The following is an 18,982-nucleotide window of genomic DNA, read 5'->3' on the forward strand; positions in this document are numbered from 1 at the left end:
ATTATAAAATATCGCCCATCAATCAAAAAACCCACCGTCAAATATTCTGAAAATTACAGATTGGCTATGCAGAAATTCTATGACGATTCCTCCATGTCATATAAGAAATCGTTGTAAGGATACTTTTGAACATGCAGCCGCTTCACCTCTTCGTAAAGCAGGTTCCGGAAATCATCCATGTTCTTCTTTTCAACCGCAGAGATGAAAACCGTAGGATGAGGTTGTCTTCCCATCCATGATCTTCGGAATTCATCCAGGCTCATGTTTTCGGGCAGGTCCGGTCCCAGATCATCCGCATCTTTCTTCACATAACGGTAAGCATCAATTTTGTTGAACACCACCATCTGGGGTTTGTCCAGTGCACCGATCTCCTGAAGGGTCTCGTTTACAACCTGCATCTGTTCTTCAAACCTCGGGTGACTGATATCAACCACGTGCAGCAGGAGGTCTGCCTCCCGAACCTCATCCAAAGTCGACTTGAATGATTCCACCAGACCATGGGGAAGCTTTCTGATAAATCCCACAGTATCCGACAATAGAAAAGGCAGATTCTGGATCACCACTTTTCGGACCGTGGTATCCAGGGTAGCAAACAATTTATTCTCGGCGAATACATCCGATTTACTCACGATGTTCATCAGGGTGCTTTTGCCCACATTGGTGTATCCAACCAAGGCCACCCGGATCAGCCTTCCTCTGTTTTTTCTTTGGGTGGCTTTTTGTTTATCGATCTCGGCCAGTTTCTTTTTAAGTAAGGAGATCTTATCCCGGATCACACGACGGTCGGTCTCGATCTCCGTTTCCCCCGGACCACGCATCCCGATCCCTCCTTTTTGTCGTTCAAGGTGGGTCCACATTCTCGTGAGTCGTGGCAGGAGGTATTGGTATTGGGCCAGTTCCACCTGTGCCCTTGCATGTGAGGTACGGGCCCGATTTGCAAAAATGTCCAGGATCAGGTTGTTGCGATCCAGCACCTTGCAGGCAAGTACTTTCTCAAGGTTGCGAAGTTGCGATGGGGACAGTTCATCATCAAAAATCGCCATATTGATTTTGTGCTCCTTGATATATAACCGAATCTCCTCCAGTTTACCGGAACCGATAAACGTCTTTGGATCAGGAGTGCGTAGTTTTTGTGTAAAGGATTTGACCGGCCTTGCCCCGGCAGTTTCTGTCAGGAATGCCAGTTCTTCCAGGAATTCACGCAGCTGTTCTTCATCCTGGTGTTGGGTCACCAGTCCGATCAGAACGGCTTCTTCTGCCTCTTTCTTTATTTCGTAGCCCTTGCCCACAAAAATATCACTGAGCCCTGAGCTCGTCCAGGTATGCTGCTACCGCCTCGATCTGCGCTTCGTTAAGCCTCCCCTCGAAACCTGCCATGGCATTTTTACCCTTCGTGATCATTTCAATACGGCTTTTCATATCCAGGGTTGAAAGGCTGAGATCTGGGGAACTGTACATTTTCAACTTGCCATCTTCACCATGACATTGCAGACAGTTGGATTGGTAGATGGCTGCACCGTTGACTTGTGATTCACCACCTTCTGTTTCAGCAGGCGCTGCATTTTTAGAAGTGAAGATGGCCGGGTTTTTTGTCTCTGCGACACCATAAATATACAGGAACAGCACCACCGCCAAACCGATCATCAACTTGTTCTTTTTCTTCATCCCGATGATCGCCATGGGTATGACGATCACAATAGCGGTGAGCTTCGGATGGAACCACCCCGGCAGTCCGCCCATATTGATCAGAAGCCATACGCCTGTTACCAGAAAGATCATGCTGAGTACCATGTCAGGCACTTTCATTTTCTTCATGTACTTTTCCAGTCCGCCGTCATTTCCTGTAAAAACCAAAAAGGCTTTTACGATGAAGCTGATCACAAATACGCAGGCACTGATGATATGAATTTTCAGAAGGATGTTGTCCATGACGGGAATTTTGATCGGGTAAAAGTAAGGAATCAATGTCAATTTGGGGGATATGGCACATAGTTATATATTTGACCCTACTCCAATCAAATGCTGGCTATTAATTTCTGACGATGAAGAAAACCGTCCTATTCACTGTTGTGCTTTTTGCGGTGTCATTACTTACCCGGGCTCAACAAACAACATTTCCTTTGAACGGTATCCATGATGAGGATAACCGTTACTATGCATTCGTACATGCGCGACTTGTGGTTGACCCCAATACCATTCTGGAAGATGCCACCCTGCTTATCAGGAATGGTAAAGTAGAGCAAAGCGGTACTTCCGTGACGATTCCCAACGGTGCGGTGGTATATGATCTTACCGGAAAGTCTATCTATCCTGCGTTCATTGATGTGTACAGCGACCACGGCATGCCTGAGATCAAGCGGGAACAGAGAGGTTCGGGTACGCAGTATGAAAGCAACAAAGAAGGAGCTTTCGCATGGAACCAGGCATTGCAACCCGAGGTTCGCGCCGACGCTTTATTTCATCATGATGAAAAAGACGCGGCCAAACGCCTTGAAGCGGGTTTCGGAGCGCTGAACGTTTTTAATAAAGATGGCATTTCACGGGGTAGCTCAGCGCTTGTGGGTTTGGCTGATCTGCGTGACAATGACCTTGTCATCAAGGGGCAGGCTGCAGCACATCTGTCATTTTCAAAAGGCAGTTCGCGCCAAAGTTATCCGACTTCATTAATGGGATCCATTGCTTTGCTGCGCCAAACCTATATGGATGGGCAATGGTATAAGGCTTCGGCTGGTGAACACAACCTTTCCCTGGAAGCATGGAACAGCATACAATCCCTGCCACAGATTTTTGAGGTGGGGGATAAATGGAGTGCGGTCCGGGCTGATAAGATCGGCGATGAGTTCAGGATTCAATATGTGATCAAAGGCAACGGCGACGAATACCAGCGCATCGATGCCATGAAAGCTACCGGCGCTGTATTTATTCTGCCGGTGAATTTTCCAGAGGCATATGGCGTAAGTGACCCTTATGACGCCTTGCTTGTCAATCTGGATGAGCTGAAGCATTGGGAGATGGCTCCTTCTAACCCGGCAGCACTTGCAAAGGCAGGCATTGCTTTTGCACTTACCGCAGACGGTCTGAAAGATCCGGGCAAGTTCATAGCATCTGTCAGAAAGGCCATGGAATATGGACTTACCGAACAACAGGCACTCAAAGCGCTGACGCAAACACCGGCGCAAATATTAAAAGTATCGGATAAGATTGGTGACCTCAGACCCGGTAAAGCAGCAAACTTCCTGATCACATCCGGTCCGCTGTTCGATGAATCGACCACCATTTATGAGAACTGGAACCTGGGAAGGAAGAAGGTCATCGCAGACATCAATCAACCGGATATTCGCGGTAACTATAACCTTAAGGTAGGGAATGAAAATTACCAGCTTGAGATTTCCGGAAAGGCAGATAAGGTAAAAGCCAAATTGATCATCACCGATTCGGTTTCCGTAAAGGTGAACCTGAACCAGGATGGGCGGGCCGTGAGCATGTCGCTGCAACCGGATTCATCGGCTGAAGGAGTCATACGGTTGTCGGGCACGGTAATCGAAGACCACAACATGTCTGGTCAGGGCCAGCTGGCCGGCGGCACATGGGTCTCGTGGCGTGCGGTTCAAACGGAACCTTTCACTCCGAAAGAGAAAAAGGACAAGCCAATGGAACCTCATGAGTTGGGAACATTGGTGTATCCGAATGCAGCGTACGGCAGGGTCGCATACCCTCCGCAGGAAACTGTGGTGATCCGCAATGCAACGGTTTGGACCAACACCGACCAGGGCATCGTGCAAAATGCCGACGTGCTGATCCGGGACGGAAAGATCATACAAGTCGGGAAGATTACTTTGCCGGGTGGCGCAAAAGAAATTGACGGAACCGGCAAGCACGTGACCCCCGGTATCATCGATGAACATACGCATATTGCCGGTAGCGGAGGAATCAATGAGGCGGGTCAGGCCATCAGCGCGGAAGTGCGTGTGGGAGATATCCTTAATCCCGACGACATCAATATTTACAGACAACTGTCAGGAGGTGTGACCGCCGCGCAGGTATTGCACGGTTCCGCCAATCCCATCGGCGGCCAGTCTGCCATCATCAAACTGCGATGGGGACAGTCTCCGGAAGCATTGAAGATCAAAGGAGCCGATGGTTTCATCAAGTTCGCACTCGGAGAGAATGTCAAGTGGTCAAACCGTTCGCCCAGCTACAATGACCGTTACCCTCAAACACGGATGGGGGTTGAACAACTTTATTTCGATGCCTTCATCGGTGCGAGGGAATATGATGAGGCCTGGAAATCGTACAATGCATCCAAAGGCAAGATGGCGATGCCACGGCGAGATCTGGAACTGGAAACCCTGGCTGAGATTCTGAATAAAAAAAGATTCATCACCTGTCATTCCTATGTGCAGTCGGAGATCAATATGCTGATGCATGTCGCCGACTCCATGGGCTTCCGGGTGAATACCTTCACTCATATTCTGGAAGGATACAAAGTGGCCGACAAGATGAAGGCGCACGGGGTGGGTGGTTCCACGTTCTCGGATTGGTGGGCATACAAGTATGAGGTCAAGGATGCCATCCCTTATAACGGTGCATTGATGCATGGAGTAGGTGTGACCGTTGCGTATAATTCCGACGATGCGGAAATGGCCCGTCGGTTGAATCAGGAAGCAGCCAAGGCGGTGAAATACGGTGGGGTTTCCGAAGAAGAAGCTTTGAAATTTGTGACCCTCAACCCGGCGAAATTACTGCACCTGGACAACCGCATGGGCAGCATCAAATCGGGCATGGATGCGGATATTGTGATCTGGAGCGAACATCCGCTCAGCATTTATGCCAGGGCCGAGAAAACTTTTGTGGACGGACGCTGCCTCTATGATGTAAAGGAAGACGAGGCCATGCAAATAGAGATTGCAAAGGAAAGAGACAGGCTGATCCAGAAAATGATGGATGAGAAGGGACCCGATAGTAAAAAGCCGTCCATGAAACGATCCAGGCAATATCACTGTGAGACCCTGGAAGACGAGGAATTGATCAAGTAACCGAGCACACTCTGAATAACATGAATATACGTTCTCAAATCACCCTGATTTTTTTCGCTGCGTGCATCACAACACACACAGCGACCGGACAGATACCGGCGCCTGCTCAAAAGGAAGCGACACTTATCACCGGAGCTACGGTACATACCGGCACCGGTGAGGTGATCACCGACGGGGCCGTCGGTTTCAGGGAAGGCAAGATCACCTACGTTGGCAGTGCCGCAAATGCCAATCGTTCCGACTTCAAACAGGTCATCGATGCGGCGGGTAAGCACTTATATCCCGGATTGATCCTGGCCAATTCATCTTTGGGCCTGGTGGAGGTGGATGCGTTGCGTCAGACCCGTGACATGGATGAGACCGGTAACATGAATCCCAATGTAAGGGCCATGATCGCCTATAACACCGACTCCAGGATCACCCCAACGTTGCGGACAAACGGAATACTGCTGGTGCAGTCTACACCGCGTGGCGGGCTCATCAGCGGAACATCTTCCATTATGAAGATGGATGGATGGAATTGGGAGGATGCCGTGTACAGATCGGATGATGGCATCCACATGAACTGGCCCGTAACCAAATACCGCGGAAGTCCATGGAGAGGTGAAGAAGGCATTCAAAACAACAAAGAAAAACCATCGCGGCTTGAAATGTTGTCCCTGTTCTTTGACCGTGCCGGTGCCTATGCCAAAGAGAGCAAACCCAAAAACGTCAATCTGAAACTGGATGCCATGCGGGGTTTGTTTGACGGTGGAAAGACATTGTACATCCATGTGAATTTGTCGAAGGAGATTGTGGAATCGGTGCAGTTCGCGCAGTCCAAAGGGGTGAAGAAAATTGTGATCGTAGAGGGTGCGGATGCCTGGCGGGTGGCAGATTTCCTTAAGCAGAACAACATTCCGGTGGTTTTGCGTCGCGTTCATGAACTTCCTTTCAGAGAAGATGAGGATGTGGATCAGCCGTTCAAGACCGCTTACATGTTACAGCAGGCCGGCGTGCTTTATTGTCTGAACTATTCCGGTGATATGGAACCTGCCAATGCGCGGAACCTTCCGTTCATTGCAGGAACCACTGTGGCATATGGGGTGGGGAAAGAAGAAGCATTGCAATCGGTGAGTCTGAACGTAGCCAAAATCCTGGGGATAGACAAGCATACCGGTAGTCTGGAGGTGGGCAAAGATGCGACCCTGTTCCTATCAACGGGAGATGCGCTGGACATGCGTACGAACCATGTGGAAAAGGCCTACATCAACGGCAGTAACATCGACCTGGAAAACGACCAGAAGGAACTGTACAGGAAGTATGCGGAAAAATACGGACTGGATGTAAAAGAGTAGTTTGTGGTTTCTGGTTTGTGGTTGCACGATGTTATGATTTCCGAACAACAAACTACAAACCAGAAACCACCATCCTCCGCTAAAGCTTCGGAGGGCTCGGCAAACTTTTATCTAGTAGCCGATCTTGCTTCTCACCCTCTTCATCACCTTACCTGCGATCAGTCGGGCTTTCATGGCACCCTTGGCCAGTTCATTCTCGATCAGCGCGGGGTTCTCTATGAACTCGTTGTAGGTCTCGCGTTCTGTTTTAAAGCGGCGGCATATCAATTCGAACAGGGCTTCCTTGGCATGTCCGTAACCAAAATTTCCGGCGAGGTATTTCTTTCGCATCTCTTCGGTCTCCATATCATCCGCCAATAATTCGAACAGACGAAATACGTTACAGGTATCGGGATCTTTCGGTTCTTCGAGCGATTTGGTGTCTGTAACAATGGTCATCACCTGCTTCCGGAGGGCCTTATCGTTCTGAAAGATGTCTATATAATTGTTGTAGGACTTGCTCATTTTTTGTCCGTCTGTCCCGGGTACCACCATCACCTTCTCACTGATCTGAGCTTCCGGCACCACCAGCGTTTCTCCGAACATATTATTAAAAGTACCGGCAATGTCCCTGGTGATCTCAAGATGTTGCTTTTGGTCTTTTCCGACCGGAACAATATTGGAATCATACAACAGGATGTCGGCAGCCATCAGAACGGGATAGTCGAACAGGCCGGCATTCACATCACTCAAACGATCCGACTTGTCTTTGAAAGAGTGCGCATTCGCCAGCATAGGATAAGGCGTCAGGCAGTTCAGATACCAGGTGAGTTCACAAACTTCAGTGACATCACTCTGACGGAACAGGATATTTTCATTGGTGTCCAGTCCGAATGCCAGCCAGGCGGCGGCCACAGAGTAGGTATGTTCCTTGAGTACCTTCGGGTCCTTGATGGTGGTGAAAGAGTGAAGGTCTGCGATAAAATATACGGCGTCATTCGCTTTATTGCGGGACAGCTCGATGGCAGGAATGATGGCGCCTAAAATGTTGCCGAGATGGGGTTTTCCGGTGCTTTGTATGCCGGTTAGAATACGGGCCATGGTGGGTGATCAGATAAACGGGTTGGTGAATTTTAAGACAGACATTGCGGCGGGAAATTACAATTCGAGGATCCAGACGGACCTTTTATTTGCCCGCAATTTATTGCGGAGTCTTTCCGCATCTTTCCTGTCGTGTGCACCTCCATAGCTCACGCGATACAGTCCTTTGTTGCTTTTGCCGGCCAATACGGCATCATATCCTTCCGCCTTCATTTCCTCCAGTTTCTTTTCGGCGTTCCTGCGACTGGAGAAACATCCTCCGATCAGGTGAAAACGTATATCATCCGGCATTTCTTCGGACCCCTTCGGTGCAGCCGGCATTTCTGTAACTTGTATGTCGGGTTGCTCTATAACCTTGTCTTCAGGTGTCGTTTCTTCACCGATGGGTTGCTCTTCAATGGAATGGGTTACCTTTTCAGTTGGGGCTACGTGCAAGGTTTCCGGAACACTGATGCGTGAGAAATTTGTTTGATGATCGGTTGGGGTAAACCGTGTCATGGTCCATGCCAGGAAAGCGCCGACCACAATAAACAGCGGCAAGGCTGCGGCCACCTTCCATTCGGCGATACCGCGTTTTTTTCTTTCCCTGGTGATAGGGATGATTTTTTCTTCCGGAGATTCTATGGACTGCTCGACAGGAACCTCCTTGCTGACCGGGGTTAATTTCCTTACCGGTTTGAGAACCTCGGTGGTTTCGGCCGGAAGGACAACCGGTGTTTCTTCTTTAACGGCACGAACGGGTTGTACTTGTTGACGCGGCTGGGGAAGATGAACAGGAGCAAAGCCAAATGCATCCAGCGAAAAATGACTTTCGGCTGATGGCTCGAACAGGATGCTTCCCTGAGCATTCATAAAAAAGCGACCGATCTCTTCGATGCGTATGCTGCGGCCCTCTGTCAGTCTGGCTTTCCAAAGCGCCAGTTCCTTTTCTATTTCATCCCTGGCCTGTTCATAGCTGACATTCATATCCCTGCGAACGATGTCGATCAGGAGACCGTCGTTGGTGGTCAGCACCCGGTTGAAAGACAATTGTTTTCCCGGAGGCAGGATGCGATTCTGCATCGGTACGATGGCTGCATGGCGTGGATTGGCGATCAGTCCGCCGAAATCAGGCAGGATCACGCAATCATGCGACCAAAGCAATTTTCTTATATGAACATCGAGTTTCACCGGGTGAATTTGACGATAAAAATAACCAAATAATCCGGTTGATCAGGAAAGCGACGGCGGTAAATTTTTCACATCTTCCGGGCGGTCGATGGCCGGGCTTTCGAGTAAGGTAACTTCGGTGCGGATGGTGAGACCGTGTTCAAGCCAGCGCAATTGCTCAAGCATTTCTGCCTTCTCAAGGGGAGTGGGTGTCAGTGCGGACAGTGCTTTCAAAACATCCATACGGTAACCGTAAATTCCCAGATGTTTATAACGAACCGGGGTGGATTCAGACCGTTGGAAGGGGATGGCGGATCTGCTGAAGTAAAGGGCATTTCCCCTGGCATCCACAACAACTTTCACCCGATTAGGATCGCTGGCATCTTCGGCGGCATCCATGGCCTTGATCAATGTGGCGATGGACGTTCCGGGATCGGTAAAAAGTCCGGCCACCTGATCGATCTGTTCGGGATACATGAACGGCTCGTCGCCCTGAATATTGATGATCACATCCTGATCATTCGCGTTGATAAGTCCGGCAGCTTCAAGACAACGTTCGGTGCCTGTGGTATGATGTGATCCGGTCATCACCACGTTCCCACCGAATGCTTCCACATGTTCCAGAATGCGCTGATCGTCGGTAGCAACCACCACGGTATCCAGGGAGGATGACTGGAGGGCGCGTTCATATACCCGGCGGATCATGGATGTGCCTTTGATGATGGTCAACGGCTTACCGGGAAAGCGGGTGGATGCGTAGCGGGCAGGAATGATACCGATGGTTTGCACGTCAGGAAAATGTTTTACCGGAACTTACATAGCAGCATTCCGGCCCCGTTCAACTTGTACATTTGGGCTTTCACAAATGTAGTTGTTTGCCCTGGAAGCACAATGGATATATCGTTTGGCGCTGACCTTTATTCCCGGCATCGGGTCGCAGTCCGCCAAGATTTTACTGGCCTATGGTGGTGGTGAGGAGGGTGTATTCAACCTGACCAAAAAACAGATGATGCGGATCCCCGGACTGGCACGTCCTGTTGCACATGCCTTTGCCGAACACCGGAACAGTGCATTGAAAAGGGCACGGGAAGAATGGACCTTTTTACAATCCGGAGAGATCACCCCTTTGTTTTTTATGGATGAAGGATATCCGTCCAGGCTCCGTCATTGTCCGGATTGCCCGTTGATCCTGTATAAATCCGGCCCTGCTGATTTGAATGCCCCCATGGTATTGGGTGTGGTGGGCAGCCGGAAAGCCACACCCTATGGCTTGTCAATATGCGAACAGATCATTCGGGATATGGCTTCCCTGGATGTATTGATTGTTAGCGGACTGGCTTTGGGGATTGACGTTCAGGCGCACAGGTCTGCCCTGGATCACGGCCTGCAGACCGCCGCAGTGCTTGGCCACGGGCTTGATCTGGTTTACCCTGCACAACATAAACATACAGCAGGTCGCATGAAAAAACAAGGTGCATTGTTGAGTGAATATCCCAGCGGTTCGAAACCTGACCGTGAAAATTTTCCGAAGCGCAACCGCATTGTTGCCGGGATGGTGGATGCATTGCTCGTGATCGAGTCCGGTGTGAAAGGCGGTTCCATCATTACCGCTTCGTTGGCGGTAGACTATGCCCGGGACGTGTTTGCCATACCGGGCCGGATAGGCGATGAACACTCGGCGGGTTGCCATCTTCTCATCAAAAGCAACAGGGCAGGATTGGTAGAAAATGCAAATGACCTGATGATGGCGATGAACTGGAATCCGCATTCTGAAAAAGCACCCCGCCAAATGAACATATTTCCGGAATGCAATGATGACGAACTGCTGGTGTTGAAATTTCTGGAGGGATCCGGTGAGCTACCCGTGGATGAGCTTGGGGCAAGATTGAAATGGACTCCCAGCAAAACATCAACCACCTTGATGGGTATGGAGTTCAAAGGCCTGGTGAGGTCTTTGCCGGGTAAGCGATATCGTGCCATACGCGAACATTCACTGCCGGGATAACCGCCATTCCAAAAAAAAGCGGTATAATGTTTGCCTCAAATCACCCGTTAAGAAACGTAAGATGAAGTGGAAATTAAATTGGAAGATCAGTCTGGCGGCTTTGATGGTATGGGCGTGTATGACCGTTACACCGGCTACAGCACAGCGATACCGGAAATCGTCTTTTCAGATCAGAGAATGGGGCATCGGGCCCGAGTTGATCTTTAATTTCACCGGAAGGGAACTCGGATTTGGTGGCAGAGCCCACCTTTACGTGGGACGTTATTTATTTTTCTCACCTGAGGTGACCTTCTTCCCGGGCTTCCGGTATTACAAGGAATTGTATGTTGGTGCAGGTGCACACTACAATACCACACCCGATTCCAAGTGGGGTCTTTATGGAATGGTAAACCTGAGCTGGAACCGCTGGTTTAATTATGATGAGTTCGTGACCCCCAAAGCCAAACCACATAACCTGGCTGTCGAACCTGGTATCGGTATTGTGAAGAACCGGGGTTGCCTGAGACCGTTTGGTGAATTACGGTACAACTGGAAATGGCACGAAGGTTCAATACGTGCGGGACTTCTGTTTTTCTTCGGGAATTGTCAGACCAAAGAATTTTGTCCACCTGCAAAACTGTAAATGAGAATCCATGAAAAAAGTTTTTCAACCGTTTGTACTCATATGTGCCATCACCTCCGTTCTCTGGGTCGGATGTAAAAGTGAACGTGCTGAAAAAGGCAACTCATTCGAATCCGCAGATGCCTTTTTTGACCAGCACAAACAGGAAGAACAAACCCTGGTGCTGGATACGGGTGGCACCGGTCCGATCATCGGAAAGATGGGTACGCGTATTTATGCCGATTCATCCATCTTCATGGATGCAAACGGAAATGATGTGTCATATCCCATTATCCTGAAACTGATCGAACTTTATCCGGCAGGGGACATTCTGCTTTACCGCACGCCCACCATCGGAAGTGGCGGACAACTGTTGAGATCCGGAGGTGAGATCAAGCTGACCGCATACAAAGATGGCCAGGCTTTGTCCCTGAAGCCGGGAAAAAATATCCCTGTAGACATGCCTTCCACCAACCCGGAAACCGGCATGACCATATTCTCAGGTAGCGGTGATCCACCGACGGCCTGGACTGATCACACCATCGCCATTCAGACCACGGTCGGATATTACCAGGCTTTTCCGGACTACCTGGGCTGGATCAATTGTGATAAGTTGTACAGCTTTACCGGAGACAAAACCAACATCCAATTCGAGGTGGATGGGACCGGTGGTGAGAATATCGCCCTGTTTGTGGTGTTCGATAATTTCCTTTCCGTTCTGACCGTATCCGATCTGTTATCGCCCGAAGTACCGGTAGGTGAAACCGTGACGATCATCGGCATTGCGATGGATAAGCAGGGAAACTATCGCCTGCACCAAAGCCAGGAAACCATTGCTACCGGTATGACCGTGACACTGGACATGCAGGAAAAAACGGAGCAGGAAGTGCTGGATGCCGTTGCAGCTTTGTAAGAAGCTAACCTACCAGATCCCGGGAAAGAATTTCCACTTTACCTTTTCGCAATAGGCCTGGTATTCCGGGTCTGACATCAGATGTTTTTCTTCTGTCAGGCCACGCAGGATGTAAATGGCGGTCCACATGGCCAGGAACAGGATCACAATGGGACGTTCCGGAACGGCGGGCAGGATCGTGCACCACCACATCAGGTTCTTCGCGGTATAATGGGGATGCCTGAGCCAGCGGTAAGGGCCGTTCGTGATGATCCCGCGATTCGTCAGGTTCGAACATTTTGTGCCCAGCACCCCCACACTCCAGAACATCAGTCCCATCAAAGCCAGCATCAGAATACGAACAATAAATGTGGTCACCTCATTCCCGAAGGAAGCGTTGATATTGATCTCAAAGCGGATGTGCCTCGAAATGAAATTGGAGAATGGCGGATAGCATGCCAGCGTCACCGCCCATCCGAACAAGCTCGGATCAACAGATTTTACTTTGTTGTTCAATGCCGGAGATTCCACGATGTAGCCGAACAGGTAAATACCGGTCAGGGTCACGTAACATACCGACACCAGTAACGGAAACAGTTGTGTATTGAAATAGGAGATCGTTGCTGAGAACTGGTTGCTGTCTGCCAATAACTGAAGACTGTAATATTTCAGGTTGGCAAGATTCCGGTACGAGAAATTCATCATCACCGGAATGAAATAGAACTTCACCCAGAAAGCCAGGAATGCCACACGGTCTTCCGGATTGGCCTTTTCTTTTTTCCGTTTGATCAGTACACGGTAAAGGTGGCCAATGTAACGCCCCATCATCCACCCCTTGGTATCCTGTCCTTTCTGCAAACGAATTCGTGTGACATGAACGGCATATACCGAGTAAGCCGCAGCTAGCAGCAGCAGGCTGTATTGCAAACGGGTATTCAGAAATGTATGGTAATACGGTATGGTGTTATAAACCAATATGGCAGTCCATACCATAGCAAGTTCTGCCAGATACCGGTGAAAAATCCGTTGCCCTGAGGGTAGGTTCATGCAGGTAAAGTTACACGACCATTCGGAAGTTTCTATGATCCCAGGTCATGCAATAGAAAAAAGCTATTGCATGACGCATAAGAAAATCATAGGATACCGATTGTTTGGTTCGGAAGAAATTCTTGATTTTCTAATGCGGGATAACCCTCCCGCACGTGCGGGACATATAGTTCAGCGCGAAAAGCGCTTCCTAATGTATAATCTAGGATAATCCCAAACTATGCAATAGAAAATCTTCTACTGCATAGCGATTAAGAAAATCAACCTTTCCGGCCTATACTTCGTACATCCGAAAAGTGATTTTCTAAATCGGGATAACCCCAACTAAATACAGATAGTTCGGCTCGTTCCTCACCTCCTACTGCATAAGTTGGGGTAATATGTTAAACATATCCATACAACAACTACCTTTGGAATAAGCGATCATTTCTATGAAGATCCTGATCATTGAGGATGAACCAAAATTAGCCGCTTTCCTGCAACAGGGGCTGGAGGAAAACGACTTTGATACAGAAGTTGTTTACGATGGTTTGATGGGTCAGCGCATGGTCCTCCAGCATACTTTTGACATGGTGATCCTGGATGTGATCATTCCTCACCTGAACGGATTGGAGTTATGCGCCATCATCAAAAAAGAAAAACCCCATTTGCCTGTTCTGATGCTCACCGCACTGGGTACCACGGATGATAAGATCACAGGACTGGATGCTGGTGCGGATGACTACCTGGTAAAGCCATTTGAATTTCGTGAGTTACTTGCCAGGGTGCGTGCCCTGACACGCAGGACGGGACCAGGCCAGGCGGCCACCAACCAATTGAAAGTGGCCGACCTCACCCTTGACCTGGATAAGAAGGTGGCCATACGGGGCGATAAAACCATTACCCTTACCGCCAAGGAATTCGGGTTGTTGGAATACCTGATGCGTAACCGGGGCCGGGTGGTGTCACGAGTAGACATTGCCGAGAAAGTATGGGACATCACCTTTGATACGGGCACCAATGTGGTGGATGTTTATGTGAATCTCCTTCGAAAGAAAATCGACAGGGACTTCCCGGAAAAGCTTATCGAAACCAGGGTGGGCATGGGATATGTTCTAAAAGCATAGCCATGCAGCTGCGCCAGCGACTTACCTACCTTTTCGTGATCATTGTGGCATTGGTGCTGTTGGTATTCTCCATTGCCGTTTATACCCTTTCCGCGGATTACCGCCACGATGACTTTTACAACCGCCTGCAAAGCAAGGCCAGCAATACCGCCAAACTCCTGATAGAAGTGGAAGAGATCGATGCCAATCTGCTTCGGAAGATGGAGAAGGACAACCCCGTAAGCCTGCCCAAAGAAGAAATCCTTATCTACAATTACAGGAACGAGCTGGTGTATTCAAGCAATGAAAAAAGCCAGATCCATATTAACACCGAATTGCTTGATAAGATCAGGCTGGAAGAAGAAGTTCAGTTTACACAGGAGAAATATGAAGTGCTGGGATTTCTATACACCGGACAGTATGACCGGTTCGCCGTGATTGCTGCCGCTGAAGATATATACGGATTGCGAAAACTGGCCAATCTGCGCACCGTTATTTTCATTGCTTTCGGTGTAAGCGTGGTGATCGTTTTCTTTTTAGGATGGGTCTTTGCCGGCAGGGCCTTGCGACCGATCTCCAGGGTGATCAGGCAGGTGGAAAACATCACCATCACCAGTCTGAATTTAAGGGTCGACGAAGGAAACGGTCAGGATGAGATTGCGAAGGTGGCCAGAACATTCAACGAAATGCTGGACAGGCTGGAAGCGGCTTTTAAAATGCAGAAGAATTTCATTGCCAATGCGTCGCATGAATTGAGGACACCGCTCACTGCCATCACCGGTCAGCTGGAGGTTTTGCTAATGAAGGAACGTGATAATGAAACGTATCGCAAAACAGTCGAATCAGTTCTGGAAGATATCAAGGGACTGAATACCATCTCAAACCGCTTATTGCTTTTAGCGCAGGCGAGTACGGAGATTTCCCGTTCGGAGTTCAAGCCCATCCGCCTGGACGATATCATATGGCAGGTACGTTCTGAGTTAATAAAACGCAATCCCGGTTATCAGATCGATATTTCGCTGGACAGTGGTATGGACAATGACGACCGGCTTACCGTTTCAGGGGTGGAGAACCTGATAAAAACGGTGGTGATGAATTTGATTGAGAACGGCTGTAAGTACGGAGAAAGCGGGAAGGTAGAAGTACTGCTGGGTGAAAACAAAGGCATGATGGAGGTGCGTGTGATTGATAAGGGAATCGGAATTGAGGCCGCTGACATTGATAGGATATTCGAACCTTTCCATCGTGGAAAAAACGTCATGGGCATTTCGGGACATGGTATCGGTTTGTCACTGGTGGCACGTATTGTAGCACTTCACGGTGGGGAGATAAAAGTATATTCCAAGGTGGGCGAGGGTTCTACCTTTCTGTTGATGCTGCCTCTAGCATAAGGGTTGGATTCCAAATTCACTTTCTTCATCCTTTTTTAATCCTGCTTTCATCGGGCCTTCATTTGACCACATCATTTTTGTATAAATAACACACCAAATCATGAAAACAACAACAATCAGTTCGGACAAAAAAACCAGGGCTTTGGCTATCGGTGGAACCGTCCTCGTTTTCGGACTGTTATCAGGAGTCATCTACCTGCACGACAATAATTCCACACTGCAAGACTGGCTGGACGACGCACGCCTGAAACAAGAGTCGTTGTTATCTGCCAAGCTGGAGCAGGAGAAGAAGGCCAACTTTCTGGATGCATCTATGATCCATCTTAAAAAGAACTTCCAGAACCTGACGAGGGAAATGGAGTTGAATGAAAAGACGCTGGCTTCCAAACAGGCCGAGATCAATGCCCTGACCAAGGAAAATAAGTCGGTCAAAGCGCTGAAGGCAGAGGTGAAGAACCTGAAATCCAAAAGGGAAATGCTGGAGAAAGACCTGGCTGCGCTTGGAAACAGGTTGACCCTTGCGGAGGAGAACAACCGCAAAATGAACAATGACCTTGTGATTGCCGAAAACAAGAACAAGGAACTGAACGACCGTCTGATCATATACCAGTCGATCGCTGCGGGTAACTTCAGGGTCAATGCGACGAAGAACAATGAGGAAAAACTCACGGTTTCGTCAAAACGTGCCCGGAAGATCTCTGTGGGATTTGACTTGCCTGCGGATATGACGGATAACATAGATTTCCGGATCGTAACCCCTGAGGGCAAGGAGATCGGAAATAAAGCCCCCGGTCTGACCTACGAAGTACTGGATAATGAAGGAACCGCTTATGCAAGTACGGAAGCCGGTATGATCAATACGGTGGAAGGCTTCAGGAGGGTGGAGTTGTCATACGCTCCCAAAGCGCACCTGTCGAAAGGGGTCTACAGGATTGACATCATCAACCACGGAAAAGTTGTTGGAAGCTGCCAGCTGAAGTTAAGGTAACCCAAGGCGGTTTTTCATGGAAAGGAAGGGGCTCGTTCGCGATGGCGGGCTCCTTCTTTTTTTTAATATGATTCCCCAAAGTTTAGCATGACTGCACCAAATCACCCATCACCAAATCACCACATCACCACATCACCAAATAATTTTTAGTTTCTGGTTGGGGGACATTCGTTGTTGCGAATGACACAGGAGGGTTAATGGTTTAAAGTGTAAGGTTTAAGGTTTAAGGTTACCGTACGGCAAGCTCATTTTCAAACCAGCCTGCCCCGCAATGGCCCAAGCGTCGGCTGGCAGGCCAGCCTACTATCACAATGGCTGGCGCTTCGGCTGGCAGGTTTTCACATCGTCAAATTTTCAAATTTTCAAATCACCACATCACCACATCACCACATCACCGCATCACCACATCATCACACCAGCCTGCTATCACAATGGCTGGCGCTTCGGCTGGCAGGTCACCGCATCAACCAATCACCTTAATAATATTCACAGGACACACTTCCGCGGCCTTATGCAGTTTTTCGGCCTCGTCATCTCCGGTGGTAACCTGGTAAATATTTTTTTTGGCCGTGCTGCCGATAAGCACGCTTTTGCCATCGGTTCGTGAAACACGCCACCGCTGTTTGTCTACCTCCACACAAGCATTGCATCCGATGCACTTATGCCGGTAATGGATGACCTTAATCAACTGAGGGAACGAGCTTGTACAACTTGTCCGAGGGCCGGATCACTTCCGGCATGGGCATTGAGAATACCTCACCTCGTTTTACGGATGGCACGGAAGCTTCCGCCACCCTTAATTCTTTCACTTCGCCATAAACCACACCCGTGGTAGGTCCGGTGACCAGAATCTTGTCGCCAACACTCAGTTGCTGACTTTCGGCAATGAACTCGGCGGCTCCGACTTTCTTGAAGAATTTTCTTCCCTTTCCGATGTAAACCTTCTTCTCTGTGGCTTTGGAACCCGGATCTTTCGCCCATTCTCCGAGCTTACGCCCCATATAATAACCTTCCCAGAAACCGCGGTTGAAAACGGTTTCCAGATCCTTCATCCATTGTTCTACCTTATCGGGTGTATACGTGTCTTCATTGATGGCTTCCACAGCTTCACGGTAACAGCGGGTTGCTGTGAATACATAGTCGGCGGATCTGCCGCGTCCTTCGATCTTCAGCACGGAAACACCGGTGTTGACCAGCTGATCCAGGATGTCAATGGTGCAAAGGTCTTTTGCAGACATGATGTTCTCATTCTCCATCTGGAATTCAAAGCCATCATCCGCATCGGTGACGATGTAGCTCTTGCGGCAGTTCTGGAAACATGCACCCCTGTTGGCGGATGCGTTGTGGGTGTGCAGACTCAGGTAGCATTTTCCGGAAACGGCCATGCACAGGGCGCCGTGCACGAATACTTCGGTGCGTACAAGTTTACCGGAGGGGCCTTTGATCTCTTTGCGTTCGATTTCTTTGACGATGGCAGCCTGTTGCTGAAAGGTCAGCTCACGGGAGAGGACCACCACATCGGCCCATTGTGAGAAGAAGCGCACGGATTCGACGTTGGTCACATTGGCCTGGGTGCTGATGTGAACGGGCAGACCGATCTCCTTTGCATGTTGCATGACCGCCAGGTCGGAGGCGATCACCGCATTGATGCCTGCTTTCAGGGCGGAATCCACCACCTTTTTCATGAAAGGAATATCATGGTCGTAGATGATGGTGTTGAGGGCGAGGTAGGCTTTGGCCTTTGTTTCGGCACATCTTGCCGCGATCTCTTCCAGGTCTTCCAGGGTAAAATTGGCAGAACTATGCGTGCGCATGTTCAGTTGCTCAACGCCGAAATAGATGGAGTTGGCGCCGGCCTTCAGGGCAGCCGCGAGCGATTCGAATGATCCGGCCGGGGCCATGATCTCTATGGGTCTGTTTTTCAAATCCTGTCCTTTGTATGCAAAAGTAAGGAATTGGCGGGAGAGTGGGGTGGAAAAGGATTTTCAGGGGGATGGCGTGGGTGGGATCAGGAGGTCTTTTAAAAAGTAGCCGTGAAGGAGGCATGTCAATGCCGGCAACCTGGCCCGTGTATTGGGAAAGGCATGCGTTTGGCCGGTATCACAAAACGCGCTACCTTACATACGCTGAGGCACGGTTATGCCACGCACTTGTTGGAAGCGGGAACGGATTTACGGTATATCCAGGAGTTGTCCGGGTATAAGAGCAGCAGGACTCCGGAGATTTACACGTATGTAAGTACAAAGGAATGGGGTCGGATAAAGAATCCGTTTGACCACCTGAAACCGGATGAGAAACATGACGAACCGCCAACCTAAAAAGAGCACATGTCTAACCAAAACGGAGAAACATGTACACTTTTTTGGTATGA

The 18,982-nt window shown here is 49.3% G+C and carries 17 protein-coding genes; 9 read left to right on the plus strand and 8 right to left on the minus strand.

The genetic code is table 11. The features are described from left to right. Positions 1 to 77: 77 nt before the first annotated feature. Both hflX and KDD36_07045 read right to left on the minus strand, forming a co-directional pair. Positions 78 to 1,271: a GTPase HflX gene (gene hflX / locus KDD36_07040; protein MCB0396390.1), complete on the minus strand. Its 1,194-nt coding sequence runs from the start codon at positions 1,269 to 1,271 to the stop codon at positions 78 to 80. Between the two features lie 25 nt (positions 1,272 to 1,296). Beyond that, positions 1,297 to 1,929 carry a SirB2 family protein gene (locus tag KDD36_07045; GenBank protein ID MCB0396391.1) on the minus strand — a complete coding sequence of 211 codons (633 nt, stop codon included), beginning with the start codon at positions 1,927 to 1,929 and terminating at the stop codon, positions 1,297 to 1,299. A 113-nt stretch (positions 1,930 to 2,042) separates the two neighbouring features. Between KDD36_07045 and KDD36_07050 the strand changes: the two genes are divergently transcribed. Both KDD36_07050 and KDD36_07055 read left to right on the plus strand, forming a co-directional pair. Then, positions 2,043 to 5,036 (plus strand): amidohydrolase family protein, encoded by a 2,994-nt coding sequence (locus KDD36_07050; protein MCB0396392.1) that lies wholly within the window; start codon positions 2,043 to 2,045, stop codon positions 5,034 to 5,036. 20 nt (positions 5,037 to 5,056) lie between these two features. After that, a complete protein-coding gene (locus tag KDD36_07055; protein ID MCB0396393.1) occupies positions 5,057 to 6,373 on the plus strand; it encodes an amidohydrolase family protein in 1,317 nt (438 codons plus the stop codon). 111 nt (positions 6,374 to 6,484) lie between these two features. Here the strand turns inward: KDD36_07055 and trpS are convergent, their stop codons facing one another. Genes trpS through kdsB form a run of 3 tightly spaced genes read right to left on the minus strand, consistent with a single transcriptional unit; the run spans position 6,485 to position 9,391 of the window. Further along, a complete protein-coding gene (gene trpS, locus KDD36_07060; GenBank protein ID MCB0396394.1) occupies positions 6,485 to 7,453 on the minus strand; it encodes a tryptophan--tRNA ligase in 969 nt (322 codons plus the stop codon). A gap of 57 nt (positions 7,454 to 7,510) precedes the next feature. After that, complete coding sequence (locus KDD36_07065) at positions 7,511 to 8,623, minus strand: SPOR domain-containing protein (protein ID MCB0396395.1); 1,113 nt, start codon at positions 8,621 to 8,623, stop codon at positions 7,511 to 7,513. 42 nt (positions 8,624 to 8,665) lie between these two features. Beyond that, positions 8,666 to 9,391 carry a 3-deoxy-manno-octulosonate cytidylyltransferase gene (gene kdsB, locus KDD36_07070; protein MCB0396396.1) on the minus strand — a complete coding sequence of 242 codons (726 nt, stop codon included), beginning with the start codon at positions 9,389 to 9,391 and terminating at the stop codon, positions 8,666 to 8,668. Positions 9,392 to 9,473: 82 nt separating this feature from the next. On the opposite strand from kdsB, the gene dprA reads away from it, so the two are divergent. From dprA to KDD36_07085, 3 genes are all read left to right on the plus strand, one after another. Next, on the plus strand, positions 9,474 to 10,607 hold the full coding sequence (gene dprA / locus KDD36_07075; GenBank protein ID MCB0396397.1) for a DNA-processing protein DprA: 1,134 nt from the start codon (positions 9,474 to 9,476) through the stop codon (positions 10,605 to 10,607). 61 nt (positions 10,608 to 10,668) lie between these two features. Next, positions 10,669 to 11,229 (plus strand): hypothetical protein, encoded by a 561-nt coding sequence (locus tag KDD36_07080; protein MCB0396398.1) that lies wholly within the window; start codon positions 10,669 to 10,671, stop codon positions 11,227 to 11,229. A gap of 10 nt (positions 11,230 to 11,239) precedes the next feature. Next, positions 11,240 to 12,121, plus strand: coding sequence for a hypothetical protein (locus tag KDD36_07085; GenBank protein MCB0396399.1), 882 nt, complete (start codon positions 11,240 to 11,242; stop codon positions 12,119 to 12,121). 9 nt (positions 12,122 to 12,130) lie between these two features. Here the strand turns inward: KDD36_07085 and KDD36_07090 are convergent, their stop codons facing one another. Beyond that, positions 12,131 to 13,147, minus strand: a complete 1,017-nt coding sequence (locus tag KDD36_07090; GenBank protein ID MCB0396400.1) for a DUF1295 domain-containing protein — start codon at positions 13,145 to 13,147, stop codon at positions 12,131 to 12,133. 431 nt (positions 13,148 to 13,578) lie between these two features. On the opposite strand from KDD36_07090, the gene KDD36_07095 reads away from it, so the two are divergent. From KDD36_07095 to KDD36_07105, 3 genes are all read left to right on the plus strand, one after another. Beyond that, positions 13,579 to 14,253, plus strand: coding sequence for a response regulator transcription factor (locus KDD36_07095; protein MCB0396401.1), 675 nt, complete (start codon positions 13,579 to 13,581; stop codon positions 14,251 to 14,253). Positions 14,254 to 14,255: 2 nt separating this feature from the next. Then, the gene (locus tag KDD36_07100; GenBank protein ID MCB0396402.1) at positions 14,256 to 15,623 is read left to right on the plus strand and encodes a HAMP domain-containing protein; all 1,368 of its coding nucleotides are present in this window, start codon (positions 14,256 to 14,258) and stop codon (positions 15,621 to 15,623) included. A 100-nt stretch (positions 15,624 to 15,723) separates the two neighbouring features. After that, positions 15,724 to 16,611, plus strand: a complete 888-nt coding sequence (locus KDD36_07105) for a hypothetical protein (protein MCB0396403.1) — start codon at positions 15,724 to 15,726, stop codon at positions 16,609 to 16,611. Positions 16,612 to 17,074: 463 nt separating this feature from the next. Here KDD36_07105 and KDD36_07110 read toward each other — a convergent pair whose 3' ends face one another. Further along, a complete protein-coding gene (locus KDD36_07110) occupies positions 17,075 to 17,299 on the minus strand; it encodes a ferredoxin (protein ID MCB0396404.1) in 225 nt (74 codons plus the stop codon). Then, positions 17,292 to 18,512 (minus strand): U32 family peptidase, encoded by a 1,221-nt coding sequence (locus KDD36_07115; GenBank protein ID MCB0396405.1) that lies wholly within the window; start codon positions 18,510 to 18,512, stop codon positions 17,292 to 17,294. The genes KDD36_07110 and KDD36_07115 overlap by 8 nt, the downstream gene beginning before the upstream one ends. 183 nt (positions 18,513 to 18,695) lie before the next feature. Between KDD36_07115 and KDD36_07120 the strand changes: the two genes are divergently transcribed. Beyond that, positions 18,696 to 18,929 carry a tyrosine-type recombinase/integrase gene (locus KDD36_07120; protein MCB0396406.1) on the plus strand — a complete coding sequence of 78 codons (234 nt, stop codon included), beginning with the start codon at positions 18,696 to 18,698 and terminating at the stop codon, positions 18,927 to 18,929. Positions 18,930 to 18,982: the final 53 nt, after the last annotated feature.

The organism is Flavobacteriales bacterium (assembly GCA_020435415.1).
Classification (GTDB): Bacteria; Bacteroidota; Bacteroidia; order JACJYZ01; family JACJYZ01; genus JACJYZ01.